18 protein-coding genes and 2 tRNA genes are annotated in these 24397 nt (G+C 68.4%); 4 read left to right on the forward strand and 16 right to left on the reverse strand.

The window, feature by feature from the left end; all coding sequences use genetic code 11:
- Positions 1-118: 118 nt before the first annotated feature.
- From G7A99_RS02315 to G7A99_RS02325, 3 genes are read right to left on the reverse strand one after another with little or no spacing between them, the layout of a single operon-like run.
- A complete protein-coding gene (locus G7A99_RS02315) occupies positions 119-565 on the reverse strand; it encodes a YqaA family protein (protein ID WP_018717269.1) in 447 nt (148 codons plus the stop codon).
- Positions 562-1275, reverse strand: a complete 714-nt coding sequence (locus G7A99_RS02320) for a gamma-glutamyl-gamma-aminobutyrate hydrolase family protein (RefSeq protein ID WP_051088193.1) — start codon at positions 1273-1275, stop codon at positions 562-564. Before G7A99_RS02320 ends, G7A99_RS02315 begins: the two co-directional genes overlap by 4 nt.
- Positions 1248-2195: an amidoligase family protein gene (locus G7A99_RS02325; RefSeq protein ID WP_240466069.1), complete on the reverse strand. Its 948-nt coding sequence runs from the start codon at positions 2193-2195 to the stop codon at positions 1248-1250. The genes G7A99_RS02320 and G7A99_RS02325 overlap by 28 nt, the downstream gene beginning before the upstream one ends.
- 272 nt (positions 2196-2467) lie before the next feature.
- On the opposite strand from G7A99_RS02325, the gene G7A99_RS02330 reads away from it, so the two are divergent.
- Entirely contained in the window at positions 2468-4771 is a 2304-nt protein-coding gene (locus tag G7A99_RS02330) for an EAL domain-containing protein (RefSeq protein ID WP_163138763.1), read from the forward strand.
- A 16-nt stretch (positions 4772-4787) separates the two neighbouring features.
- Here the strand turns inward: G7A99_RS02330 and G7A99_RS02335 are convergent, their stop codons facing one another.
- Positions 4788-6404 (reverse strand): sensor histidine kinase, encoded by a 1617-nt coding sequence (locus tag G7A99_RS02335; protein WP_163138764.1) that lies wholly within the window; start codon positions 6402-6404, stop codon positions 4788-4790.
- Between the two features lie 145 nt (positions 6405-6549).
- On the opposite strand from G7A99_RS02335, the gene G7A99_RS02340 reads away from it, so the two are divergent.
- Positions 6550-7848, forward strand: a complete 1299-nt coding sequence (locus G7A99_RS02340; RefSeq protein WP_163138765.1) for a hypothetical protein — start codon at positions 6550-6552, stop codon at positions 7846-7848.
- Positions 7838-9058, forward strand: a complete 1221-nt coding sequence (locus G7A99_RS02345) for an HD domain-containing phosphohydrolase (RefSeq protein WP_163138766.1) — start codon at positions 7838-7840, stop codon at positions 9056-9058. The genes G7A99_RS02340 and G7A99_RS02345 overlap by 11 nt, the downstream gene beginning before the upstream one ends.
- Positions 9059-9073: 15 nt before the next feature.
- On the opposite strand, the gene der is transcribed toward G7A99_RS02345, so the two are convergent.
- From der to G7A99_RS02375, 6 genes are all read right to left on the reverse strand, one after another.
- Positions 9074-10501: a ribosome biogenesis GTPase Der gene (gene der / locus G7A99_RS02350; protein WP_163138767.1), complete on the reverse strand. Its 1428-nt coding sequence runs from the start codon at positions 10499-10501 to the stop codon at positions 9074-9076.
- A gap of 56 nt (positions 10502-10557) precedes the next feature.
- The gene (locus tag G7A99_RS02355) at positions 10558-12150 is read right to left on the reverse strand and encodes an ABC transporter ATP-binding protein (protein ID WP_163138768.1); all 1593 of its coding nucleotides are present in this window, start codon (positions 12148-12150) and stop codon (positions 10558-10560) included.
- Positions 12143-13192, reverse strand: a complete 1050-nt coding sequence (locus G7A99_RS02360; RefSeq protein ID WP_163138769.1) for an ABC transporter permease — start codon at positions 13190-13192, stop codon at positions 12143-12145. The genes G7A99_RS02355 and G7A99_RS02360 overlap by 8 nt, the downstream gene beginning before the upstream one ends.
- Positions 13193-13261: 69 nt before the next feature.
- On the reverse strand, positions 13262-14353 hold the full coding sequence (locus G7A99_RS02365; protein WP_018717259.1) for a microcin C ABC transporter permease YejB: 1092 nt from the start codon (positions 14351-14353) through the stop codon (positions 13262-13264).
- A 4-nt stretch (positions 14354-14357) separates the two neighbouring features.
- Entirely contained in the window at positions 14358-14666 is a 309-nt protein-coding gene (locus G7A99_RS02370; protein ID WP_018717258.1) for a hypothetical protein, read from the reverse strand.
- 31 nt (positions 14667-14697) lie between these two features.
- Positions 14698-16503, reverse strand: coding sequence for an extracellular solute-binding protein (locus G7A99_RS02375; protein ID WP_163138770.1), 1806 nt, complete (start codon positions 16501-16503; stop codon positions 14698-14700).
- Between the two features lie 173 nt (positions 16504-16676).
- On the opposite strand from G7A99_RS02375, the gene G7A99_RS02380 reads away from it, so the two are divergent.
- Positions 16677-17468 carry an enoyl-ACP reductase gene (locus tag G7A99_RS02380; protein ID WP_018717256.1) on the forward strand — a complete coding sequence of 264 codons (792 nt, stop codon included), beginning with the start codon at positions 16677-16679 and terminating at the stop codon, positions 17466-17468.
- 64 nt (positions 17469-17532) lie between these two features.
- Here the strand turns inward: G7A99_RS02380 and G7A99_RS02385 are convergent, their stop codons facing one another.
- The 6 genes from G7A99_RS02385 to clpX form a co-directional block, all read right to left on the reverse strand.
- Positions 17533-19458, reverse strand: a complete 1926-nt coding sequence (locus tag G7A99_RS02385; protein ID WP_163138771.1) for a SurA N-terminal domain-containing protein — start codon at positions 19456-19458, stop codon at positions 17533-17535.
- A gap of 122 nt (positions 19459-19580) precedes the next feature.
- A tRNA-Asp gene (locus G7A99_RS02390) sits at positions 19581-19657 on the reverse strand.
- 5 nt (positions 19658-19662) lie between these two features.
- A tRNA-Val gene (locus G7A99_RS02395) sits at positions 19663-19738 on the reverse strand.
- Between the two features lie 13 nt (positions 19739-19751).
- A complete protein-coding gene (locus tag G7A99_RS02400; RefSeq protein WP_163138772.1) occupies positions 19752-20024 on the reverse strand; it encodes an HU family DNA-binding protein in 273 nt (90 codons plus the stop codon).
- Between the two features lie 300 nt (positions 20025-20324).
- The gene (gene lon / locus G7A99_RS02405) at positions 20325-22772 is read right to left on the reverse strand and encodes an endopeptidase La (RefSeq protein ID WP_163138773.1); all 2448 of its coding nucleotides are present in this window, start codon (positions 22770-22772) and stop codon (positions 20325-20327) included.
- Positions 22773-22941: 169 nt separating this feature from the next.
- Positions 22942-24222: an ATP-dependent Clp protease ATP-binding subunit ClpX gene (clpX, locus tag G7A99_RS02410; protein ID WP_018717252.1), complete on the reverse strand. Its 1281-nt coding sequence runs from the start codon at positions 24220-24222 to the stop codon at positions 22942-22944.
- Between the last annotated feature and the right edge of the window lie 175 nt (positions 24223-24397).

Consider the following 24397-nt stretch of genomic DNA (forward strand, 5'->3'; position numbering starts at 1 on the left):
CGCTGCCTGCGGCAAAGCGGTGACGACCGACTGCGGAGTACGCCTTGTCTGCAGCGCAGCGTATCCGAGGGTGCGTTAGTCGAGCGTTAGTCGGCGTTAGCGCCGTCCGGAACCAGCCTCAGCCCGGGACGGGGAATGCCGTCCCTGCGCCGACGATCAAGGCGAGCAGGACCGCATAGCGGGTGGCCTTGCCGATACCCGTTAGCAGCAGGAAGAGCGGGAAGCGCACACGCATCATGCCCGCAATGAAGGTCAGTGCATCCCCACCCACCGGGGCCCAGGCCAGCAGCAGGGACCACACCCCGTAGCGCTGAAACCAGCGCTGCGCGGGCCCCAGCGCGCCGGCCGGGAACGGAAACCAGCGGCGGTCGCGGAAGTGCAGCAGATAGCGCCCCAGCAACCAGTTGACCACTGACCCCAGGGTATTGCCCGCGCTCGCCCACAACCACAGGGCGAACGGGTCATAACCGGCCGCAACCATGCCCCCGAAGAGCACCTCCGAGTATGCCGGCAGAATCGTGGCCGCCAGGAAGGCGAGCGCGAAAAGCCCGAGATAGCCGCTCACGGCCGGGACGCTGTCTCGAAAGGCACGGCCTCGCTCGCCGCGGCCGCGTCCACCAGTGAACGGAAAAGCCGCCGCTGCGAGGGCAGGTAAACCAGGAACTCCGGATGCCACTGCACGCCGATGACGAAACGGGCACCGGGCCGTTCGACGGCCTGGACGATGGCGTCCCGGTCCGTCGCCACCACCCGCAGCCCCTCGCCGATCCGGTCGATACCCTGATCATGGAGGCTGTTCACCCGCAACCGCCCGGTTCCGAGGACCGCTTCGACCGTGCTGCCCGCGACCACACGCACGCTCTTGCACGGCAGCAAGGTCCGTCGGTTGCCGGTGTGCCGACGGCGACTACGCAGGCTCTGGTGCAGGCTGCCGCCGCGCACGATGTTGAGCAACTGCGCCCCTCGGCAGATGCCGAGCAGCGGGATGCCGCAGGCAAGGGCGCGGGCGATGACGTCCGACTCGAAGGCGTCGCGCTCCGGATCGTGGCGGGGCCGGACCCGGGGGGTCTGCGCGTAGAGTACCGGGTCCACATCGTGGCCGCCGGAGATCACCACGGCGTGGACCGCGACGCCGTCAGTGACGCTCCCGGCATGCCAGTGCACCGGTCTCCCGCCGGCAAGGCGCAGGGCGACGTCGATGCACCGGCGCGGACCGATACCGCCACGCCGTGGACCGGTGACCGCGATCAGGGGGCGTCGGGGACGTCCAGCCACGTACCGGCCTGCTCGCTCCACGGGTGCACGAGCCCGGACAGGGGTTGATCCAGGTGCTCGGCGTAGGCGGTGCACACCCCGGCAAGCCGTGACGGATCGGCGGCGAGGCGCTCCACCGCCAGCCAGTCCGCCCAGGCGGCCATGATCCCCCATCCGGGCCGGCCGACCTCACTGTTGGGCAGGCGATAGTGCAGCGCCGGACGCGGCTTGATGCGGGGGTCGTCGACCGCCGCACGCACGCGCTCCCTGTCGATATGGGCGAGCAGCGGCAACAGGTCCAGGGCCCGGTTACGGGAGGGGTTCGCGGCAAGGTAATCGTCCGCCAGCGTCGCCAGGCCCGGGGTGTAGCCGGGATCGATCACCCGCCTCACGTAATCCCGCGGGAACGGATCGATGTAGGCCGTCAGCCGCCGGGTAAGATCCACCCGGGCGCGCTCCTTGAGCCAGTCGTGCAGACACAGGAACGCCTGCAGATAGCGGGTCACGGTGGTCGCATCCAGTGCCGGCAGCTCGGGGTTGAGCTGCAGCCCGAAGGCATAGGTCAGCCCGTCCCCCGTACCCCGCGCCCCGGCCCGGCGCAGCGACTCGATGAGGCGGTCCACCCCGCCGAGCTCGTCGATGGGCAGCGGCGGCGAGACCACCTCCACCGGCACGAGCTGCTCCGCGCCCAGCCGGATCATCGCCTCCAGGGCATCTTCAGGGACACCGTCATTCCCCGAACGCCGTCCCCGTCGCTTGAGGAACGCGAAATCCAGCTCCACGCCCCAGTCACCCCGGGCATCGCCGATGATGCGGTGCTCGTAGCGGCTGAGACGTTCCACGCGGCCATCGACACTGGCGGCGACCAGCGAAGACAGTGCCTCGACCCCGAGGCCCGCGAGCTCGATCTCGACCCCCACGTGACGCGGCTCACCGGTCACCGTGCATCGGGGATGGTCGGAAAAGGGCGGGCTTTGGGATGGCACGGCGGGTCTCTCCCCTGGCATTTGGCATAGACCGGTCATCTTTTCAGTCTCGCACGCGCAACAGGCACCGGCCAGCACAGCCAGGCTAGGCGGCATCCATTCCGGATGCTGAATTTACGTGACAAACGTCACAATATGAATGAATATTGACCAACCGGCGACAACGGCTTGAAACGCGGGCCAGAATCAACATTCCCTACACCCCTGCATGATCGGAGGGAGGCACGATGCGGCGCGAAAAGCCTGCCCTGAAACGCGGCGCCCCCGGGCCTCATCCAGTGATTACGGCGTCGGTGCTTGCGCTCGCGTATGCCGCGGTGTGCGTGGTGGGATGGCTGGCCCTCGGGCTCGACGGGATCGGCGCGCCCTGGGGGCTGCCCACCACCCTGTTCTTCATCCCCCTGGCCCTGGTGTATCTCGCCTTTGCCACCGGGGTCCCGGTCTACCACGCCCTGCGCACGGAGTTCGCCCGACGCGACCTCGCGGGAGAATACGCCCTGCTGATCGAGCACAGCGCCGACGGCATCGTCACGACCGCCCGGGACGGGCGCATCCTGAGCGCCAACCCGGCCGCCTGCCGCATCCTCGGCTACCCGGAGGAGACACTGGTCTCGAACGGACCCGGGCTCGTCGTCGACGAGACCGATCCCGCGATCACCGACCTGCTGGAACGGCGCCGGCGGCACCGTAGCGTGCGCGCCCGTGTCCCCGCACGCCGGGCGGACGGCGCAAAGATCACCCTGGCACTGACCAGCGCGCTGTACCGTAACAGCGCCGGTGCCCCCCGTAACGTCATGGTCATCCGCGACATCACCGAGACCATCATCGCGGAACAGGAACGCGAGAAGGCCCAGCTCGCCCTCAACAGCATCACCAACGCCGTCGCCATACTCGACTCGGACTGGCGGGTAATGGCGGTCAACAACGCCTTCGAGGAGATATCCGGCCGCTCCGCGGAGGCGGTGACCGGCCGGCTCGTCCCCTTCCGGGAGCTCCTTGACGGCCACCCCCGGGAACGCCAGGCCATGGACGACCGCCTGGCGCAGTACGGCGTCTGGCACGGCAGTGTCAGCTCCCGGACGAGCGACGGCTCGCCCCTGCGGCTGGCGGGCACCATCACCCGGGTGGGAGAGGATGGCCCCGACTGCAGCTACATCTGCTGCTTCTACGACTGCGCCGAGATCGAGGCCTACAAACACCGTATCAACGTGCTCACCACGTTCGACTCGGTCACCGGCCTGCCTAACCGGGAAGGCTTTACCGCCACCCTGCAACGCCGCCTCGGGGCCCTCGATCCGGAGAAGGACATCTGCGCGGTTCTGGCGGTGAACCTGCGCCATTTCCGCCCGATCAACGAGTCCTACGGTCACGCCTTCGGCGATGCCGTCCTCAAGGCCATAGGCGAACGCCTCCAGACCGTGGTGGACGACGAGGGCGAAGTCGCCCGGCACACCGGCGACAGCTTCCTCGTGTGCCTGGACCAGATCTCCCACCCGATGGATGCGGCGCTGACCGCCCAGGCCATCAATGACGCCGTCGCCCGGCCGCTGACCCTGCAGGGGACCACGATCACTCTCGGTTCCGGCGTGGGCATCGGCACCTACCCGAGCTGCGGGCTCACCGACAGCGAGCTGCTACGCAGCGCCGAGGCCGCGGCCAGCGAGGCGAAACGGCTCGACACCCAGGGCTACTGCTTCTACACCGACGAGCTCGGCGACCGGGCGCGGCAGTTCATCGAGATCGCCGCCCAGCTGCGACTGGCCATGGAGACCGCGGAGCTGACCAACTACTACCAGCCGGTGGTGCGCAGCCGGGACTTCGCCGTGGTCGGCTTCGAGGCACTGGTGCGCTGGCGCCACCCGGATCGGGTCGTCCCCCCCGGAGACTTCCTGCCCGTCGCCGAAGAGGCCGGGCTGATGCGCGAGCTCTCCAACGTCGTCGTGGAGAACGTCTGCCTCGACTGGCGGCGCTGGTTCAGGAGCCGCGGGACGGAACTGTCCATCAGTATCAACTTCTCAGGCGAACAGTTCGGTGCCCCGGACATGGCGGACCGCCTCCTGGAACGCCTGGAGAGCTTCAATATCGACCCGCAAAACGTGGTCGCGGAGATCACCGAGGACACCCTGGTAAGCAACCAGGGCACCGTGGTGCCGTGCATTCACCGGCTGCGTGCCGCCGGCGTGCGGGTGCTCATCGACGACTTCGGCACCGGTTACTCGTCACTCAGCTACCTGGCGGAGCTGGAGATCGACGGCCTGAAGATAGACCGCACGTTCATCGCGCGAATGCACGACAACGAGGCCAGCGAGGCCATAGTCCGCGGCATCATCGCCCTCGCCGGCGAGCTCGACCTGATAGTCGTCGCCGAGGGGGTGGAGACGCACGAACAGGCGTTGTACCTGCGCGAGCTGGGGTGTCGCTACCTGCAGGGGTACTACTTCCACCGCCCGGCGCCGGCGCCCCGCATCCACGCACGGTATCTCGACGGCGATTCCACCAGCCCGCACGAGGGCGATGATGACGAGGGCTGATACGTACCGTCCGCGCTCACCCGCCCGGCGCCTCCACGGCCGGCTCCACGTCCGCCGCTGCCGGCAGACGGACACTGAAACGGCTGCCCGCACCCAGCTCGCTTGCAAGCTCGATCCGCCCGCCGTGACGCTCGACGATGTTCTGCACGATGGACAGCCCGAGACCGGTGCCCTCCTGGCCGGAACGGCTGTAGAAGGGCTCGAACACCCGCACGCGCTCTTCCTCGCTCATCCCGCGGCCGTCGTCGGCGACCTCGAGCACCGCCTCGTCACCCTCACACCGCGTCACCACACGGATGGTGCCGTGGCCATCCAGGGCGTTGGCCGCGTTGATAAGCAGGTTCACGAGCACCTGGGAGAGCTCCACCGGCGATCCCCGCACCGTCGGCACGGCGGAGAACTCGCGCAGCGTTCGCGCCCGCCCCTTGAGGCGCGGCCCGGCAATGCGCAGCGCATTCACCGCCACCTCGTTGAGGTCGACACCCGTCCACTCCCCGCTGTCGTCACGGGCGAAACCGCGCAGCGTGCGCACGGTGTCGGCGACCCGCTGTATGCCCGCCTCGCTCTCGGAGAGCAGTTCCGGGATGTCTTCGCGCACGAAGGCGAGCTTCTCCTGCGAGACATCGTCGTCACCCGCCGCGGCCTGTTCGAGCACGCCGACATACTCACGCAGCGTGCCCAGGTTGGAACGCACGAAACCGATCGGATTGTTGATCTCGTGGGCGACCCCGGCGGCCATCTGCCCCACCGCCGCAAGCTTGGCCGTACGCAGCATCTCGGCCTGCAGGGCCTCGGCGCGCTCCCGCGCCTGCTCTGCCTCGCGGGTCGCGAGCTTGAGCGCGGTGATGTCGGTGACCATGGCGAAGGCGCTCTCGACCCGGCCGTCGGGTCCACGGACCGGAGAGGCCGAGACCATCAGCCAGCGCTCCTGCGGGGTATCGGGATGGAGGTGGAGCTCGTAACGCTCACTACGGCCTTCGGCACGCGCCGCCAGGCCGGTACGTATGCGCTCGGCGATCTGCGGCGGCAGATACTCCATGATGCAGTGCCCGATCAACTCCTCGAGCCGGCAGTCGTACATCCGGGCGAACGCCTCGTTGGCATCCAGCACCCGGCCGTCGAGGGCGACCCGGCATATGCCCTCTTCCGCGGTGGAGGCGATAACCCGCAGGTACGCCTCATCCGCCGCACGGGCCCGACGGTGGGCCTCGCCACGGCGGAACAGACCGACCAGATCGGCGGTAGCGGTCACCAGCGCCGCCAGATGCTCCCCCGGCCCGCCCCGGTAAGCCGGGCCGGGCACGAGGCACAGCTCGCAGTCGTCACCGACGCCGGGCACCGGCGCACGAATACCCTCTCCATCATCCTCGGTGTAACCGGCGGCAAAACGCCCCTCCGGCAGCGTGAGCCAGGCGCCACCGCCCGGCCCGAAGGCCGCGGCGAGCCGGGCGACGACCGCCTCCGCGGCCTCCGTGGCCGAGGTCGCAGCGGCTACCGTGGCGATCTGATCGACGAGGCACGAGCGCGCCATCTCGTCGCTGAGCCGGGACGAGCGTCGCCGCGGGCCCGAAAGGACACGGAACAGGCGCCCGGTCAGCCCGCGCAGGCCGGGGAGAAAGGAGCTTGGCATCATATCGCGCCCCGGTTGGCGGCGTTCTCACATTGTGCAGATAATGGGCTGCCGAACCGGTATTGGCAAAGCCTTTTCACACGACGACCGCCACCCGCCGCCGGCCGGCTCACGCCCGGGAAAAGCGCAGCAAAAACGGGGCAGGCCCATGAATCTCGGGGATAACATCTGGATCAGCATCGTCGTCGTGCTGGCAGAGGTCATCTACATCCTGCTGGTGGCCGTCGTCGTCCTCGCCGTGCTCTACCGCCGCCAGCGCCGCCGGATCCGCGGCCTGCAAGCGGAGGGCGTTGCGCCTGCGGAAGACGTCGAGGCCTTCTCCGCGTTTCTCCACGAGGCCGTCAAACGGCTGGTACACCGCTTCCGCAAGGGCTGGCAGGGCGCGCCCGCGGAGCTGCACCGGCTGGCCCACATCGACGATACCGGTGACCCGGAGCTGGTCTGCCTGCAGATGCGCTACGCGCTCCTGCAATCCCAGCTCACCAGTCTGGAGGCGCCACCGGAGGCCTACTGGCGCACGCATCAGGAATCCGTGGAGCGCGATATCCGCCTCTGGGACCGGGTGGAGAAGGCGATTACCACGGCCATGCGCGCCAGCCGCGCGGAGTCATCCCGGGAACGCTCGCATACGGAGACCGCGTCGCTGCCGGACAGTGGCGGCAATGACCCCTGGGCGGCGCACAACCAGGCCGTGGAGGTCCAGCGGCTGCAGGAACGCATCGGCGCCCTGGAAGGATACCGCGAGCGCTTCAACGAGATGCACAGCGCCAACGTCGTCGAGCGCCGCGCGAACGCCGAGATGCGCCATGCCCTGCGGGCCGAGTTCGGTGACGAGGGCGCCCTGGGGCGACGTCTAGACGAGCACCTGGCTCACTACGAGCACAGCCGCCAGCCCCTGGACGAGTACATGGACCGGGGCGACATCGCCCCGTTCGAGGCACGGCCCGCCGCCGGCGTGCAGCGCCCGACCCGCCCGCACAGTCTCCGCCGGCGGGATCAGCTGATCGAGCAGAGCACCGAGCGCATGGACACCGAGTACCGGCGCATCGTCAACTCACTCGACCAGCAGCGCACCGTCATCCGCGAGCTGCGGACCCAGCTCGAGAGCTCCGAGCAGGAGAAGGAACAGCAGAAACGCGAGTACCTCGCCCGCATCGCCAAGCTCGAACGCCAGATCCAGGAATCCGAGCAATCGCTGACGCTGTTCCAGAACGAGAATTACCGCAACCGCCGCCAGATCCGCAAGCTCATGAGCCAGGCCGAGGCCTACGAGAACCAGCGCCAGGCGATCTCCTCGCTGGAGGAGACAGTCGACCGCTTCGCGGCCCAGGCGATCACCATGCAGCAGCGCATCAGCGAGCTGGAACGCGAGCGCGACGAGGCGGAGGCCAACGCCCTGCGCTCAGAGGGCGACACCACGGAGGAGGAGCACGACGATGAGCGATGACACGGCCGCGCCGGAGACCGGATCCGGTCACACCGTGCTGTGCGTCGACGACGAGCCCCACGTGCTCACCGCCCTGCGCCGGGAGCTCATCGGCCGCGGCTACGCCATGCGCGGCGCAAACTCCGGTGCGGAGGCGAAGGCGGTGCTCGACGAGGAATCCTTGGCCGCGATCATCTGCGACTACCGCCTTGCCGACGAGAACGGCGTGGACCTGCTTATCGATTTCGCCGCCCGCGCGCCCTCGGTACCGCGCATCCTGCTCACCGCGTACGGCAACTATGCGACCAGCCTGCGCGCGATCAACGAGGCGGGCATCCACGCCCTGGTGGAGAAGCCCTGGTCCGCGGACGAGCTTCACGCGACCCTCGTCGCCGCCATCAGCAACGCCGAGGGCAAACGCCTCGACCGGGATATCGCCACCGAGCAGCCGCCGGCGGAGACCATCCCCGAAGCCGCGCGCACCCTCGCCGAGGGCCTGTACACCCTGGAAACCGCCGCCAAGCAGGGCCATGGGGACCGCGTGGCAACGCTCATGGAAGGGTTCTGCCGTCATCTCAAGCTCAGCGAGTCCCGTGTGATCGAGGCGACACTGGCGGCACGGCTGCACGACGTCGGCGAAGCGACCCTGCCGGAGTCCATTCAGCGCACGCCGGAGTCGCGTCTGCCGGAGTCGGCCATCGAGTCGTTCAGGAGGCATCCGGTCGTCATCGCCGACGCGCTCGCCCACAGCGCGCCGCTCGGGGAGGCGGCGAGCATCGTGCGCCACCACCACGAGCGCTACGACGGCAAGGGTTTCCCGGACGGGCTCAAGGGCAACGCGATCCCCGTGGCGGCACGCATGCTCGCCGTCATCGACGTCTTCGACGAGGCCATGCACGGCCACATCCGCCCACGCCGGCTCAGCGAGGCGGACGCCCGGGCGTTGCTGCAGCGCGAGCGCGGCGGGCGCTTCGACCCCCGCGCCGTGAACGCCTTCCTGCGCTGGCACGACCTCCAGTCGGAGGGCGACGATGCCGGCCAGGAGGGGGTCCCGATCTCGGAGCTCCGCCCGGGCATGGTGCTGGCGAAGGACCTGACCACGCCGGAGGGACTGCTGCTCATCCCGGCCGGTCACCGCCTGAGCGAGGGTCTGCTGGAGCGCGTGCAGTCCCTGGGCGCAGCCCACGGCGACACGCTACGGGCGAAGATCATCGGCGGGCGAAAACGCTAGCGCCGCGCCGCCCGGTCACCGCCCCTTGCCGCCGCGCTTGGACTTCTGGCGCTTGACGTGCTGCATCAGCCGCCGGCGGCGGGCGCGCTGGCGCGCGGACAGCGTGTTGGCCCGGTCGGCGTAGGGGTTGTCGCCGGTGCGGAACTCCAGGCGCAGCGGCGTGCCCCACAGGTCCAGCTCCCGGCGGAAGGTGTTGGAGAGGTAGCGCCGGTAGGCCTCCGGCAGTCGTGCGGTCTGGTTGCCGTGGATGACGATCACTGGCGGGTTGCGCCCGCCCTGGTGGGCGTAGCGCAGCTTTACCCGGCGCCCGCGCACCAGCGGCGGCGCGTGGGCAGCGGTGGCGTCGGCGAGGATCTGGTTGAGCCGGGGCGTCTCCAGCTCGGCCATGGCCGCGGCGTAAGCCTGGCCGATGGCGTCGTAGAGCAGCCCCACGCCGGTACCGTGAAGCGCGGAGATGAAGTGCACCCGCGCGAAGTCGAGAAAGCCGAGCTTGACGTCCAGCGAGCGCCGGACCTCGTTGCGGTGGCCCTCATCGAGGCCATCCCACTTGTTCACCGTAAGCACGAGGGCCCGCCCCGCCTCGAGCACGTGGCCGATCAGGTGGGCGTCCTGCTCGGAGGCCAGCCCCTGGGCGTCGACCACCATCACCACCACGTGAGCGGCCTCGATGGCCTGCAGCGTCTTGACGATACTGAACTTCTCCACCGCCTCGTGGACCCGGGCACGGCGGCGCACCCCGGCGGTGTCGATGAGCGTGTAGGCCTGTCCATCGCGCTCGAAGGGGATGAAGATGCTGTCCCGCGTGGTGCCGGGCATGTCGTAGACCAGCACCCGGTCCTCGCCGAGGATGCGGTTGATGAGCGTGGACTTGCCCACGTTCGGGCGCCCGACCACGGCCACCCGGATGGCGTCCGGGGACTCGTCCACCGGCGGATGGTCGCCGGCGCCCTCGGCGGGCAGCGCGGCGAGCACCTCGTCCATCAGCGCGGGCACGCCGCGGCCGTGGGCGGCGGCAATGGCGCGGGGCTCACCGACACCGAGGGTGTGGAAATCCGTGACGGCCAGGCGGGGATCGACCCCGTCGGTCTTGTTCACCACCAGCCAGACGCTCTTGCCCGCCCGGCGCAGGGTCGCGGCCAGGGTCTCGTCCGCGCCCGTCAGCCCGGTGCGGCCGTCGACGAGCAGCAGTACTGCATCCGCCTCGGCCACCGCCTGGCGGGCCTGCCCCTGCATACCCTCGTTGATGCCGGCCTCGTCCTCGCCGATGCCGCCGGTGTCGACAACGATATAGGCACGCCCGCCGACGCGGCCCAGGCCGTACTGGCGGTCGCGGGTGAGCCCCGGGTAGTCGGCGACCAGGGCGTCGCGGCTCCGGGTGAGGTAGTTGAACAGGGTGGACTTGCCCACGTTGGGGCGCCCCACCAGGGCGATGACCGGGTCCATGGGGGTAGGTTTCCGTCAGCGGGCCAAACGCCGCAAGGATATCAGAACGCGGCGGCTCACGCGGGTCCCAGTGCCGCCTCGATGAGCCGCCGGGTGTAGGTCTCGCCGGGACGCTGGAACAGCGCCTCGGTCTCCGCCGCCTCTACCACGGTGCCGTCCTTCATCACCAGGATACGGTGACTCATGGCCCGCACCACCGCCAGGTCGTGGCTGATGAACAGGAACGCCAGTCCGTGCCGGGCCTGGAGGTCCCGCAGCAGCGCGACCAGCTGCGACTGCACGGTGCGGTCCAGCGCGGAGGTGGGCTCGTCGAGCACCATCAGGTCCGGCTTGAGGATTACCGCGCGCGCCAGCGCGACCCGCTGGCGCTGGCCGCCGGAGAGCTCGTGGGGGAAGCGCCCGGCCAGCTCGGGGGCGAGCCCCACCTCCTCCAGCGCCTCCGCGACCAGGCGCTCGCGCTCCGCGTCGTCCCGGGCGAGGCGGTGCACGCTCAACCCCTCGGCAACGATCTGCGCCACCGACAGACGCGGATTGAGACTGCCGTACGGGTCCTGGAAGACCACCTGCATGCGTCGGCGCAGCGGCCGCAGGGCACGGGGACGGCGGCGCGAGATGTCGTCGCCGAGCAGGATCACCCGCCCGGTGGCGGGCTGCAGGCGCAGCAGCGCGAACGCCAGGGTGGTCTTGCCCGAGCCGCTCTCACCGACGATCCCCAGGGTCTCCCCCCGGTGCACGCTGAGCGACACCCCGTCCACCGCACGGACGTGGTCCCGCGCCCGCCGCAGCAGCCCACCGCGGATCGGGAACCACACGCGCACGTCCTCGGCGGCGAGCACGGTCGGGGCGTCGGCGGCCACCGGCTCGGGCCGGCCGGAGGGCTCCGCGGCCAGCAGGGCACGGGTGTAGTCGTGCCGCGGCGCCGTGAACACGGAATCGGCCAGCCCCTGCTCCACCACCCGCCCGTCCTTCATCACGGCCACCCGGTCGGCCACGCGGCGCACGACGTTGAGGTCGTGACTGATGAACAGCATCGCCATGCCCAGCCGCGCCTTGAGGTCGGCGAGCAGGTCGAGGATCTCGGCCTGAATGGTCACGTCCAGGGCCGTGGTGGGTTCGTCGGCGATGAGCAGTGCCGGGTCGTTGGCAAGCGCCATGGCGATCATCACACGCTGGCGCTGGCCGCCGGAGAGCTGGTGGGGATAGGCCCCCAGGCGGCGTTCGGGATCCGGCAGACGAACGAGCTCCAGCAGCTCCAGCACCCGCCTGCGCATGGCCGCACCGCGCAGTCCGCGGTGGATCGCAAGGTTCTCGCCGATCTGCTTCTCCACGGTGTGCAGCGGGTTCAGCGAGGTCATCGGTTCCTGGAAGATCATGCCGACCTCGCCGCCGCGCATCTGCCGCAGGCGCGCGTCGTCGGCCCCCAGGACGTCCCCGCCGCGGTAGCGTATGCGCCCCGCCGGGTGGCTGGCATGGGGATACGGCAGCAGCCCGAGCACGGACATGGCGGTCACCGACTTGCCCGAGCCGCTCTCCCCCACCAGCGCGAGGGTCTCGCCGCCGCGAACCGTGAGGTCGACGCCGTGAACCACGACCTGCCGGCCGAAGGCAACCTGGAGTCCCTCGATGGCGAGCAGGGGGACGTCAGCCATCCATGCCCCCCTGCAGGGTCTTGCGCGGATCGAAGGCGTCCCGGGCGGCCTCGCCGATGAACACCAGCAGCGAGAGCATCACCGCCAGGGCGACGAACGCGGTGATACCGAGCCACGGGGCCTGGAGATTGGCCTTGCCCTGGGCCAGCAGCTCACCCAGCGACGGCGCCCCCGGCGGCATCCCGAATCCGAGGAAGTCCAGCGACGTGAGCGCCGTGATCGCACCGGTCATCACGAAGGGCACGAAGGTGATGGTGGCGACCATGGCGTTGGGCAGCACGTGCCGGGCGATGATCACCCCGTCGGAGACGCCCAGTGCCCGGGCGGCCTTGACGTAGTCGAAGTTGCGCACGCGCAGGAACTCCGCGCGCACCACCCCGACCAGCTGGGTCCAGCTGAACAGCAGCAGGATCAGCAGCAGCCACCAGAAGCCGGGCTGCACGAAGCTGGAGAGGATGATGATGACGTACAGCGCCGGCAGCCCGGACCAGATCTCGATCGCCCGCTGGCCGAGGAGGTCCGTCCAGCCGCCGAAATACCCCTGCACGGCGCCGGCGGCGACACCGATGACCGAGCTGGTCAGTGTCAGCAGCAGGCCGAAGAGCACGGAGATGCGAAAGCCGTAGATCAGCCGTGCGGCGACATCCCGGCCCTGGTCGTCGGTGCCGAGCCAGTTGTCCGCGCTCGGCGGCGCCGGCGCGGGGACCGGCAGATCGTAGTTGATGGTGTCGTAGCTGTAGGGGATCGGCGGCCACAGTATCCAGCCCCTCGCTTCGATCAGCTCCTGCACGGCGGGATCGCGGTAGTCCGCCGTGGTGGGCAGGAAGCCGCCGAAGGTGGTCTCGGGATAGTCCGCCACCACGGGGAAATACGCGGCGCCGTCGTACCACACGAACAGGGGCTGATCGTTGGCGATGACCTCGGCGAACAGGGTCAGCACGAACAGCGCCATGAACAGCCACAGCGAGTACCAGCCGCGGCGGTTGCGCCGGAACTGCTGCCAGCGCCGGCGGTTGATCGGGCTCAGGCGCGATCCGCGCATGCCCCCCCCGATGGCCGTGCAGCACGGCCGCTGTCTGCCCCCGGGCATGCCTTTCGCCGCTGCATGCGTTCAGCCCTCCCGGGTCTCGAAGTCGATGCGCGGGTCCACCAGCACGTAGGTGAGATCGCCGATCAGGTTCAGGATCAGCCCGAGCAGCGTGAAGATGAACAGTGTCCCGAACACCACGGGGTAATCGCGGTTGACCACCGACTGGAATCCGAGCAGGCCGAGCCCGTCCAGCGAGAAGATCACCTCGATCAGCATCGCGCCGGTGAACAGGATGCTCACGAACGCCGCGGGCATCCCCGCGATGACCACCAGCATGGCGTTGCGGAAGACGTGCCCGTAGAGCACCCGGCGCTCGCTCACCCCTTTGGCCCGCGCGGTGACCACGTACTGCTTGTGCACCTCCTCCATGAAGGAGTTCTTGGTGAGCATGGTCAGGCTCGCGAAGCCGCCGATGACCATGGAGATCACCGGCAGGGTGATGTGCCAGAAGTAGTCCGCGATGCGCGCGGGCCACGACAGTGCGGCCCAGTTCTCCGAGGTCAGTCCGCGCAGCGGGAACCAGTCGAGGTAGGTCCCGCCGGCGAATAGCACGATCAGCAGGATGGCGAACAGGAACCCCGGCACCGCGTAGCCGACGATCACCACGCCGGAGGTCCACACGTCGAAGCGGCTGCCGTCGCGCACCGCCTTGCGGATCCCCAGGGGGATGGAGACGAGATACACGATCAGCGTCGTCCACAACCCCAGCGAGATGGAGACCGGCAGCTTGTCGATGATCAGATCGAGCACGCTGCGGTCACGGTAGAAGCTCTCGCCGAAATCCAGCCGCAGGTAGTCGCCCACCATCTTGAGGAAGCGCTCGTAGGCCGGACGGTCGAAGCCGAACTGATGGCGCAGCTCCTCGATCAGCTCCGGCGGCAGCCCCTGCGCACCCCGGTAACCCGAGCCGGTGTCGCTGCCGTCCCCGCCACGGGTATCGCCGCTGCTGCCGGCGAACTGGCTGGTGCTCAGATCGGTGGTGCCGCGCACCTGCGCGGCGATCTGCTGCACCGGGCCACCCGGGGCGAACTGAACGATCACGAAGTTCAGCAGCAGGATCCCGAGCAGGGTCGGGATCATCAGCAGCAGGCGTCGCGCGATATAGGCGGGCATCCCCTCAGCCGGCTCCCCCCTCCGGCGGCGACGGCGCCGCCGGCACGTGAATACTGTTCAGCGCCTCCTCGAGCAGCGCGTCCACGTCGGGGGTCACGCCGCCCTCGCTGGCGCCGCTGACCTGGTCGCTGGTCAGCGCCACGCGTGCGGTCTTCTCCACACCCTCGATGAACAGGGTCTGCAGGTCGGCGTCGCCGCGCAGGCCCTCATCGCCGTTCCAGAACACCGAGAGCAGGGCCACGTTGGCCGCGTTGGCCCGCTCCCGGACCCGCTCGGTGATGCGTTCCGCGCCGTGCATCAGTGCGTCCGACATGCTCGCACCTCCTTGGTTCCCTGCCCGGCCGTCACTGCGACAGTGCCGCCGCCTTCTCCGGATTCACCCACCAGCTGTCCAGCGCCAGTCCGTAGGGCGGGTTCCTGGCGGGCTGGCCGAACTTGTCCCAGTAGACCAGCCGGAAACTGCCGGAGTACCAGTGGGGCACCACATAGAACCCCCACAGGAGCGCCCGGTCCAGCGCCCGCGTACGCGTGACCAGCGCCTCGCGGTCGGGCGCATGGATGACCTTGTCGACGAGCGCGTCGATCGCGGGGCTGCAAATGCCGGCATAGTTCTGACTGCCCGGCGTCTTCGCCGCCTCGCAGCCCCAGTAGGCACGCTGCTCGTTACCCGGAGAGAGCGACTGGGCGATGCGCTCGGCGATCATGTCGTACTCGAAGCGCTGGACCCGGTTCTGGTACTGGGTCGGATCCACCGTCCGCACGCTGGCGTCGATCCCCAGCCGCTCGAGGTTCTTCACGAAGGGCAGCGTGACCCGCTCCATCGAGGCGCTGTCGAGCAGGATTTCGAAGGACAGCGGCTTGCCGGTATCCTCGTTGACCATGCGCCCGTCGCGGATGGCGTAGCCGGCATCATTCAGCAGCGCCACCGCGCGGCGCAGGTTATCCCGCAGGCCGCCCTCGCCGGCGGTACTCGGCGGCGTGTAGGCCTTGCTGAACACACGCTCGGGAAGCTGGTCGCGCCATGGCTCCAGGAGCTTCAGCTCCGCCCCTGAGGGCTTGCCCCGTGCGGCCAGCTCGGAGTTCGCGAAATAGCTGTCCAGGCGCTTGTAGGCGCCGTAGAACAGATTGCGGTTGGTCCACTGGAAATCGAAGGCGTAGCCGATGGCCTCACGCACCCGGGGGTCCTGGAATACAGGCCGGCGCGTGTTGAAGAACCACCCCTGCACGCCGAAGGGCAGGTTATGGTCGATGGACTGCTTGACCAGCCGCCCTTCCTCCAGCGCGGGGATGTTGTAGGCGGTGGCCCAGTTCTTGGCCACGTTCTCGATGCGCATGTCGTAGGCCCCGCCCTTGAGCGCTTCCACCGCGACGGTGGCGTCGCGGTAGTAGTCGTAGCTGATGCGCTCGAAGTTGTAGCGCCCGCGGTTCACGGGCAGGTCCTTCGCCCAGTAGTCGTCCACGCGCTCATAGACGATACGCTTGCCGGGATCGACCTCGGCGATGCGGTACGGGCCGCTGCCTAGCGGCGGATCCAGCGTGGTCTTGTCGAAATCACGCTCCGCCCAGTAGTGCTTGGGCAGGATCGGGAGCTGACCGAGGATGAGCGGCAGCTCGCGGTTGTCTCCGCTGGCGAAATGGAAGGTCACCGTGTGCGCATCCTCCACGTCCACGCCGGTGACATCCTTGTAGTAGGAGCGGTACTGGGGATGCCCCTTCTCCTTGAGGATGCGGAAGCTGAAGGCCACGTCCTCGGCGGTGATGGGTTCGCCGTCGTGAAAGCGCGCCGCCTTGCGCAGGCGGTAACGCACCCAGGTGCGATCCGGGGCGATCTCGATGTCCTTCGCCACCAGCCCGTACTCGGTAAACGGCTCGTCCAGCGAGCGCACGGTCAGGGTGTCGTAGGTCCGGGTGAGGTCCGCCGCCGGATTACCCTTGAGGATGAAGGGGTTGAGGCTGTCGAAGGTCGCGGCGACGGTGTTCGCCAGCCGCAGCGTGCCGCCCTTGGGGGCATCCGGGTTGACGTAATCGAAATGCTCGAATCCGGACGGATACTTGGGGCTGCCGTACATGGCCACGGCATGCGCGGCCATCGCGGCCGGTGCGGCAGCGAGCACGAGTACGCCGGCACACAGCTTCGCCAGGACCTTCATCGGCGAGGACTCCTCACGGACACATTGCCGGGCATAGTAGCACTCCATCACGAGGCGCCAACACTCGCCCCACCCCGCGGCCGCCACGCTCGTGTACCATTCCCCTGCGGGACCCCGGCCGCCGGCGCGGCCGGGGTGGGCTATCACTTCAGACAGAGACTAGGGACGAGCCGATGGGTTTTCTCGATGGCAAGAAGGCACTGATCGTCGGCGTGGCGAGCAACCGCTCCATCGCCTGGGGGGTTGCCGAGGCCATGGCCGAGCAGGGTGCGGAAATCGCGCTGACCTACCAGAACGACAAGCTCAAGCCGCGGGTCGAGCAGTGTGCGCAGGCGTGTGGCAGCAGTATCGTGCTGCCGCTGGACGTCAGCCGTGACGAGGATATCGAGGCGGTGTTCGCCGAGCTCGAGCGCCAGTGGGACGGCCTGGACATCGTGGTCCACGCGGTGGGCTACGCGCCCCGCGAGGAGCTCGAGGGCTCGTTCGTGGACAACACCACCCGCGAGGGCTTCCGCACCGCCCAGGACATCTCCGCCTACAGCTTCGTGGCGCTGGCCAGGCGGGCACGGCCCATGATGAAGGGCCGCCAGGGCAGCCTGCTGACCCTGACCTACCTCGGCGGTGAACGCGCCCTGCCGAACTACAACGTCATGGGGCCGGCCAAGGCGGCGCTGGAGGCGTCGGTGCGCTATATGGCCTACGACCTCGGCCCGGAGGGTACGCGGGTGAACGCCATCTCCGCCGGCCCCATCCGCACCCTGGCGGCCTCGGGGATCGGCAACTTCCGCAAGATGCTGGACTACAACGCCCAGGCGGCACCGCTGCGGCGCAACGTCACCCCGGAGGACGTGGGCAAGGCGGGGGCGTTCCTGTGCTCCGACCTCGCCTCCGGCATTACCGGCGAGGTGGTCCACGTGGATGCGGGTTTCCACGCCGTGGCACTGTCCGGCGCCGAGTTCGAGTAAGGCATACCCAGCGCGGTGCCGGAACCCCGGCGCCGCGCTGGACGGCCGGCAGTGAGTCCCCGGCCTAGAGGCGGTCCTCGTAGATGGTGACGTCCGTCTCGGCGCGCAACGCCTCGACCAGGGCCGAACCGACACTGGCCGCATCGAGCTGCCCCAGACGCTGACGCAGCTGCTCGCGCTGCGCATCGGGCACGTCATCCAGGCTGCCGTCACGCACACCGCTCAGCAGGACCACCGCGTAGTCGCCGTCCGCCAGGCTGACCCCGGCACGAGTCGTCCCGCCGTCCCCGGGATGGGCCATACGGAAGAGCCGGTCGGTAACCGCACGCGGTAGCCCGCCGCCACCGTCACGGCCGACCCAGCCGAACGCCTTGTAGTCGACACCGCCACCACCGGCAGCGAGGTCCTCCGCCGTGGTGCCGTCGGCGAGCTTGTTCTCCAGCGCCTCGCCGCGCTCGCGGGCGAGGGTCGCGGTGTGCTCCGAGACGAAACGCTCACGCACCTGATCGCGGACCTCATCGAACGGCAGCGTGGTCGCGGGACGCTGATCGGCGATACGCACGACCACCGAGCGATTGTCGCCGAGCTTGATGAGCTCGCTGTTCATCCCGTCGTCCAGGACGTTCTTGGAGAAGGCCGCCTCCATCACGGACTGGTTCGAGGTGATGCCGTCGTCGCCCCCCTGGCGCGAGACCCAGTCCGTGGTCTGCACGGCCACACCCGCCGCTTCAGCGGCAGGCTCCAGGCTCTGCGGATTCTCGTAGGCGACGTTGGCGAACTCGTTGCGTACCTCGGCGTAGCGCTGCTCCGCCTTCTCCGAGGCGATCTCCTTGCGCAGGGTGTCGCGCACGGCCTCGAACGGCTTCACCTCGCGCTCGCGCACATCGGAGACACGGATCAGGTGCCAGCCGAAATCGGTACGCACCGGCTCGCTGACCGCACCCTCGTCCAGGGAGAACGCCGCCTTCGCCATCGGCTCGGAGAGATCGCCCCGGGCGACCCAGCCGAGGGAGCCGCCGTCGTCGGCGGAGCCCGTGTCGTCCGAGTACTCCCGGGCCGCCGCGGCAAAATCGATGTCGCCGCCCACGATCCGCTCACGCAGGTCCGCCACGCGCTTGCGGGCGGCCTCGACGTCGTCCCTGGAGGCATCGTCCGGCACCTGGACGAGAATATGCTGCACCTGCCGCTCGCCACCCTGGACGAAGCGGCTGTCGCGCTCGGACTCGTAGCGCTTGCGCACCGCCTGGTCACTGACATCGATGCTGGCGGCGAGCTCGTCCCGGGAGAGCGACACGTAGGCGAGCCTGACCTGCTGCGGCCGCTGCCAGGCGTCGGTATGGGCGTCGTAGTACTCGCGCAGCGTATCCCCGTCAACGCTCACCTGATCGCGGAAGGCGGCGGCGTCAACCCGCAACCAGGCCACGTTGCGCTGCTGGCGCTGCAGGGCAACGAACCGCGCGAGCTGCTCATCGGTAACGATCACCGAGCCGGTGACACCCTGGCGCAGCTGGCCGGTGGCCCCCTGCTGGCGCAGCCGGGCCTCGTACTGCTCCGGTGTCATGCCGTTCTGGCGAAGCACCGCCTGATAACGCTGCTGGGAGAACTCGCCGTTGGCCTGGAACGCCTGCTGTGAGCGGATCTGGCGGCGCAGGGCCGCATCGGTGAGCCGCAGGCCGTGCTCCCGCGCATAACTGTCGAGCACGGTGGAGTCGATGAGGTTATCCAGGGCACGGCGCCGCAGGACACCGTCACCGAACATGGACGGATCGTACTGGTCGCCGAGCATCTGCTGCAGGCGCCGGCGCTGCTGCTGGACCGCGCGGTCGAGCTGCTGCGAGGTGATCTCGTGGCCCGCGACCTCGGCGACAGGCGGATTGCTCCCGCCGGTGAAGTAGTTATAGACGCCGAAAAGCGCGAAGGGGACGATCAGGACCGCTACGATGACGTAGGCGATCCAGCCCCTGGTATTGTCACGAATAGCCTGAAGCATCGTCACCAACCATGCCGACTGGGGTTGTACACGTCCCCCGGGAGACAACCCGTGTTTTCCGGGGTTCCGGACAGCAAAAAGGCGCCGCGCGGGCGCCTTTCTGGAGTGCTGGGATAATTCGGTGGCGGAGCGGACGGGACTCGAACCCGCGACCTCCGGCGTGACAGGCCGGCATTCTAACCAGCTGAACTACCGCTCCGTTTTTGGTGGGTGGTGAGGGGATCGAACCCCCGACATTCGCCTTGTAAGGGCGACGCTCTCCCAGCTGAGCTAACCACCCCAACTGAGATTCGCTAGTTTACCGCATCCTTGAGCGCTTTACCAGCCTTGAAGCCGGGAACCTTGGACGCGGGAATGTTGATGGTCTCGCCCGTGCGCGGGTTGCGCCCGGTGCGCGCGGCACGCTCACGCACCGTAAAGGTGCCGAAGCCCACCAGCGTGACCTGATCCCCCTCGCGAAGCGCGTCGGCGACGGAATCGACGAAAGCATCGACGGCACGGGTGGCCGCCGCCTTGGAAATGTCCGCAGACTGCGCGACCGCTTCGATCAACTCGGATTTATTCATCAGAACGATTCCCCTTGGTGTTCTTTTATGGACCAACCCATTGCCCGCGACTCTGGCTGGTGCCGGCCGCGTCGGCAAAGCACCGCGGCGTAAGCCTTCCCGCATCCTAGCGTCACCTACGGAGACACACAACTCCGGGGGCGCGGACCCCTGGGACGTCCTGTTCCTATCCACCGCGTTCGATCCGCAAAGGGGATGCCCCGCACGGGGTCAACGGGAGGATAACCGTCCCGCCGTTCACCGGCGGGACGATTTATAGCAATGCCCCCGAAACGTGTCAACGCCGGGGCCACGCGCGGCTCAGTGGGTGCGGGCACCCTCGCGCTTGCGACGGCCCTTGCGCGGGGTCTCGGCCTCGCCGGCCTCCGGCTCCGCCTTGCCCGCGGGCTCCGGCCGGCGGATCAGGGCCACGTCCAGGACCTCGTCGATCCAGCGCACCGGGCGGATATCGAGTTTGCCCTTGATATCCTTGTTGATCTCGGCGAGATCCTTGCGGTTCTCCTCCGGGATCAGCACCGTCTTGATGCCCCCGCGCAGCGCCGCCAGAAGCTTCTCCTTGAGCCCGCCGATGGGCAGCACCTCACCGCGCAGGGTGATCTCGCCGGTCATCGCCACGTCCGCCCTCACAGGGATGCCCGTGAGCGCGGAGACCAGCGCCGTGCACATGCCGATGCCCGCGCTGGGGCCGTCCTTCGGGATCGCCCCCTCCGGCACGTGGACATGGATGTCACGGTTCTGGTGGAACTCCGGATCCACGCCCAGGGCCTCGGCCCGGCTGCGGACCACCGTGCGTGCCGCCTCGATGGACTCGCGCATGACCTCGCCGAGCTGACCGGTGTTGGTCAGCCTGCCCTTGCCGGGGACCACCGCCGACTCGATGGTGAGCAGCTCGCCGCCCACCTCGGTCCATGCCAGGCCGGTCACACGCCCGATCTGGTCACCCTCCTCGGCCACACCGTAACGGTAGCGCCGCACGCCGAGGTAGCGATCGATATTCTGGGTGGTGACCCGCACGGTCTCGGTCTTGCCTTTCTTCTTGGCCCCGGTGACCACCTCGCGGACGACCTTGCGCGCGATCTTGGCGACCTCGCGCTCGAGGTTACGCACGCCCGCCTCGCGGGTGTAGTAGCGCACGATGTCGCGCACCGCATTGGCGCTGATGTCCAGCTCCCCCTTGCGCAGGCCGTTGGCCTTGATCTGCTTGGGGACGAGATAGCGCTCGGCGATGTTGATCTTCTCCTCCTCGGTGTAGCCCGGCAGCCGGATGACCTCCATCCGGTCCAGCAGCGGCGCGGGGATATTCATGGTGTTCGCGGTACACACGAACATCACGTCCGAGAGGTCGAAGTCCACCTCGAGATAGTGGTCGTTGAAGGTGGTGTTCTGCTCGGGGTCGAGGACCTCGAGGAGCGCCGAGGCCGGGTCACCGCGGAAATCCATCGCCATCTTGTCCACCTCGTCGAGGAGGAAGAGCGGATTGCGGTTACCCACCTTGGAGAGCTTCTGCATGATCTTGCCCGGCAGCGCGCCGATGTAGGTCCGGCGGTGGCCGCGGATCTCCGCCTCGTCGCGCACACCGCCGAGGGACATGCGAACGAACTTGCGGTTGACCGAACGGGCAATGGACTGGCCCAGCGAGGTCTTGCCGACGCCGGGCGGCCCCACCAGGCAGAGGATCGGACCCTTGAGCTTGCGCACGCGCTTCTGCACGGCGAGATACTCGAGGATGCGCTCCTTCACCTTCTCCAGGCCGTAGTGGTCGGTGTCGAGGATGTGCTGCGCGCGATCCAGGTCGTGGCGCACGCGGGTGCGCTTCTTCCACGGCACGCTCACCATCCACTCGAGGTAGTTGCGCACCACCGTCGCTTCCGCGGACATCGGCGACATGAGCTTGAGCTTGTTCAGCTCCTGGTCCGCCTTCTCGCGGGCCTCCTGGGGCATGCCGGAGTCGGCGATCTTGTTCTCGAGGTCCTCGACCTCGTTGGGGACGTCCTCGAGCTCGCCCAGCTCCTTCTGAATGGCCTTCATCTGCTCATTCAGGTAGTACTCGCGCTGGGACTTCTCCATCTGCTGCTTGACGCGCCCGCGGATGCGCTTCTCCACCTGAAGGATATCGAGCTCGCCCTCGATCAGCGCCATTAGGTGCTCGAGGCGCGCGCGCACGTCCTCGATCTCGAGGGTGCGCTGCTTCTCCTCGATGGACAGCGACATGTGTGCGGCGACGGTATCTGCCAGGCGGCCGGGTTCGTCGATGCCCTGCAGCGAGGAGAGGATCTCCGGCGGCACCTTCTTGTTGAGCTTGACGTACTGCTCGAACAGCGACATCAGCGAGCGCATCATCACGTCGAGCTCGCGGTCGCCCTCGCCGGTGATCTCCGGGATCTCCTCGGCGTTGGCGGCAAAGTAGTCGGCGTCCTCCACAAGTGCGGAGAAGCGCGCCCGCTGGCTGCCCTCGACCAGCACCTTCACGGTGCCGTCGGGGAGCTTGAGCATCTGCAGGATGTTGGCGATGGTGCCGATGCCGTAGAGGTCGTCCGGCCCCGGCTCGTCGACCTCCGCACTCTTCTGGGCGACCAGGAAGATACGGCGTTCGCCTTCCATCGCCGCCTCCAGGGCGCGAATGGACTTGTCCCGCCCGACAAACAGCGGGATGACCATATGCGGGTACACCACCACGTCGCGCAGCGGCAGGACCGGCATGCGCCCGGTGACCGGGGTGTTGCGCTCGGCGCTCGATTCGGTGGACATAGGATTCTGGCCCTCGTGCCTGTGCCCGCGACCGCCGCAAGCGCGGCGATCGCGACGATTCGGATGTGGGGGATATGGAGCCGGGCGACTACGCTTTCAACATACGCTCGAAGGCCCGGAACACCCTGCGGGTGCCCGGGCCCGGTTCGGCTCCCCCGGAGCGGGGCGCTCAGTCGGAGGCGGCGGCGGGTTGCTGCTCGGAGCCCTCGTAGATGACGTACGGCCGGGTCTCGCCCCGGATCACCGCGTCGTCAATCACCACCTTGCTGACGTTCTCCATACTCGGGAGATCGTACATGGTGTCGAGCAGCACGTGCTCGATGAGGGTGCGCAGCCCGCGGGCACCGGTCTTGCGCGCGATGGCCTTGCGCGCCACCTCGACGAGGGCCTCGTCGCGGAACTCCAGCTCCACGCCCTCCATGTCGAAGAGCTTGCCGAACTGCTTGACCAGCGCGTTCTTGGGCTCACGCAGAATCCGCACCAGCGCCTGCTCGTCGAGCTCGGCGAGGGTTGCGACCACGGGCATGCGGCCGACGAACTCCGGGATGAGCCCGTAGTTGACCAGGTCCTCCGGCTCCACGTCGCGGAGGGTGTCACCCGTGCTCTTGCGCTCGCTGTTGGCCTTGATGTCGGCGGAAAAGCCGATGCCGCCCTTCTCCGAGCGCTGCTGGATGACCTTTTCCAGCCCCGCGAAGGCACCACCGCAGATGAACAGGATATTGGCGGTGTTGACCTGCAGGAACTCCTGCTGCGGGTGCTTGCGCCCGCCCTGCGGGGGCACGGACGCGGTCGTCCCCTCGATGAGCTTGAGCAGCGCCTGCTGCACACCCTCGCCGGAGACGTCCCGGGTGATGGACGGGTTATCCGCCTTGCGCGAGATCTTGTCGATCTCGTCGATGTAGACGATGCCCTGCTGCGCCTTCTCGACGTCGTAGTCGCACTTCTGCAGCAGCTTCTGGATGATGTTCTCCACGTCCTCGCCGACGTAGCCCGCCTCCGTGAGCGTGGTCGCGTCGGCGATGGTGAAGGGCACGTCCAGCAGCCGCGCCAGGGTCTCCGCGAGCAGGGTCTTGCCCGAGCCGGTGGGGCCGATGAGCAGGATGTTGCTCTTGGAGAGCTCCACGTCGCTCTTGGACTGGCCCGCCTCCATGCGCTTGTAGTGGTTGTAGACGGCAACCGCCAGCACCTTCTTGGCCGGCTCCTGGCCGATCACGTACTCGTCCAGGACCTCCTTGATCTCCTGCGGCTTCGGCAGCCGGCTGCCGGCCCCCGCCGCCTTCTCCTCCATCTCTTCACGAATGATGTCGTTGCACAGCTCGACGCACTCGTCGCAGACGAAAACGGATGGGCCTGCAATCAGCTTGCGCACCTCGTGCTGGCTCTTGCCGCAGAAGGAGCAGTACAGCAGCTTGCCGTTGTCGTCGCCCCTGCCGTTCTCTCTGTCAGTCATTGGTCACCCTCGAACATGGGAGAAGCATTTGCTGAAACCTTGCCTGCATTTTGGCAGGCACGCAAGTACACGCCGACGGCCGCACGGCGGCCTTTCCGGCGCCTTCCAGGGCTGGAGATGGGGGGCGGGGAAGGCAGGTTCAATGCCCGCCCCGGCGATTGTCGCCGGGGCGGGC

The organism is Arhodomonas sp. KWT (genome assembly GCF_010993615.1).

Bases quoted from the DNA above. Each gene is read 5' to 3' on its own strand.
- G7A99_RS02385 (WP_163138771.1), bottom strand. From the start codon at position 19,458: ATGCTTCAGGCTATTCGTGACAATACCAGGGGCTGGATCGCCTACGTC.
- G7A99_RS02360 (WP_163138769.1), bottom strand. From the start codon at position 13,192: ATGCGCGGATCGCGCCTGAGCCCGATCAACCGCCGGCGCTGGCAGCAG.
- G7A99_RS02375 (WP_163138770.1), bottom strand. From the start codon at position 16,503: ATGAAGGTCCTGGCGAAGCTGTGTGCCGGCGTACTCGTGCTCGCTGCC.
- G7A99_RS02370 (WP_018717258.1), bottom strand. From the start codon at position 14,666: ATGTCGGACGCACTGATGCACGGCGCGGAACGCATCACCGAGCGGGTC.
- G7A99_RS02380 (WP_018717256.1), top strand. From the start codon at position 16,677: ATGGGTTTTCTCGATGGCAAGAAGGCACTGATCGTCGGCGTGGCGAGC.
- clpX (WP_018717252.1), bottom strand. From the start codon at position 24,222: ATGACTGACAGAGAGAACGGCAGGGGCGACGACAACGGCAAGCTGCTG.
- G7A99_RS02340 (WP_163138765.1), top strand. From the start codon at position 6,550: ATGAATCTCGGGGATAACATCTGGATCAGCATCGTCGTCGTGCTGGCA.
- lon (WP_163138773.1), bottom strand. From the start codon at position 22,772: ATGTCCACCGAATCGAGCGCCGAGCGCAACACCCCGGTCACCGGGCGC.
- G7A99_RS02355 (WP_163138768.1), bottom strand. From the start codon at position 12,150: ATGGCTGACGTCCCCCTGCTCGCCATCGAGGGACTCCAGGTTGCCTTC.
- G7A99_RS02345 (WP_163138766.1), top strand. From the start codon at position 7,838: ATGAGCGATGACACGGCCGCGCCGGAGACCGGATCCGGTCACACCGTG.
- G7A99_RS02335 (WP_163138764.1), bottom strand. From the start codon at position 6,404: ATGATGCCAAGCTCCTTTCTCCCCGGCCTGCGCGGGCTGACCGGGCGC.
- G7A99_RS02400 (WP_163138772.1), bottom strand. From the start codon at position 20,024: ATGAATAAATCCGAGTTGATCGAAGCGGTCGCGCAGTCTGCGGACATT.
- G7A99_RS02330 (WP_163138763.1), top strand. From the start codon at position 2,468: ATGCGGCGCGAAAAGCCTGCCCTGAAACGCGGCGCCCCCGGGCCTCAT.
- der (WP_163138767.1), bottom strand. From the start codon at position 10,501: ATGGACCCGGTCATCGCCCTGGTGGGGCGCCCCAACGTGGGCAAGTCC.
- G7A99_RS02365 (WP_018717259.1), bottom strand. From the start codon at position 14,353: ATGCCCGCCTATATCGCGCGACGCCTGCTGCTGATGATCCCGACCCTG.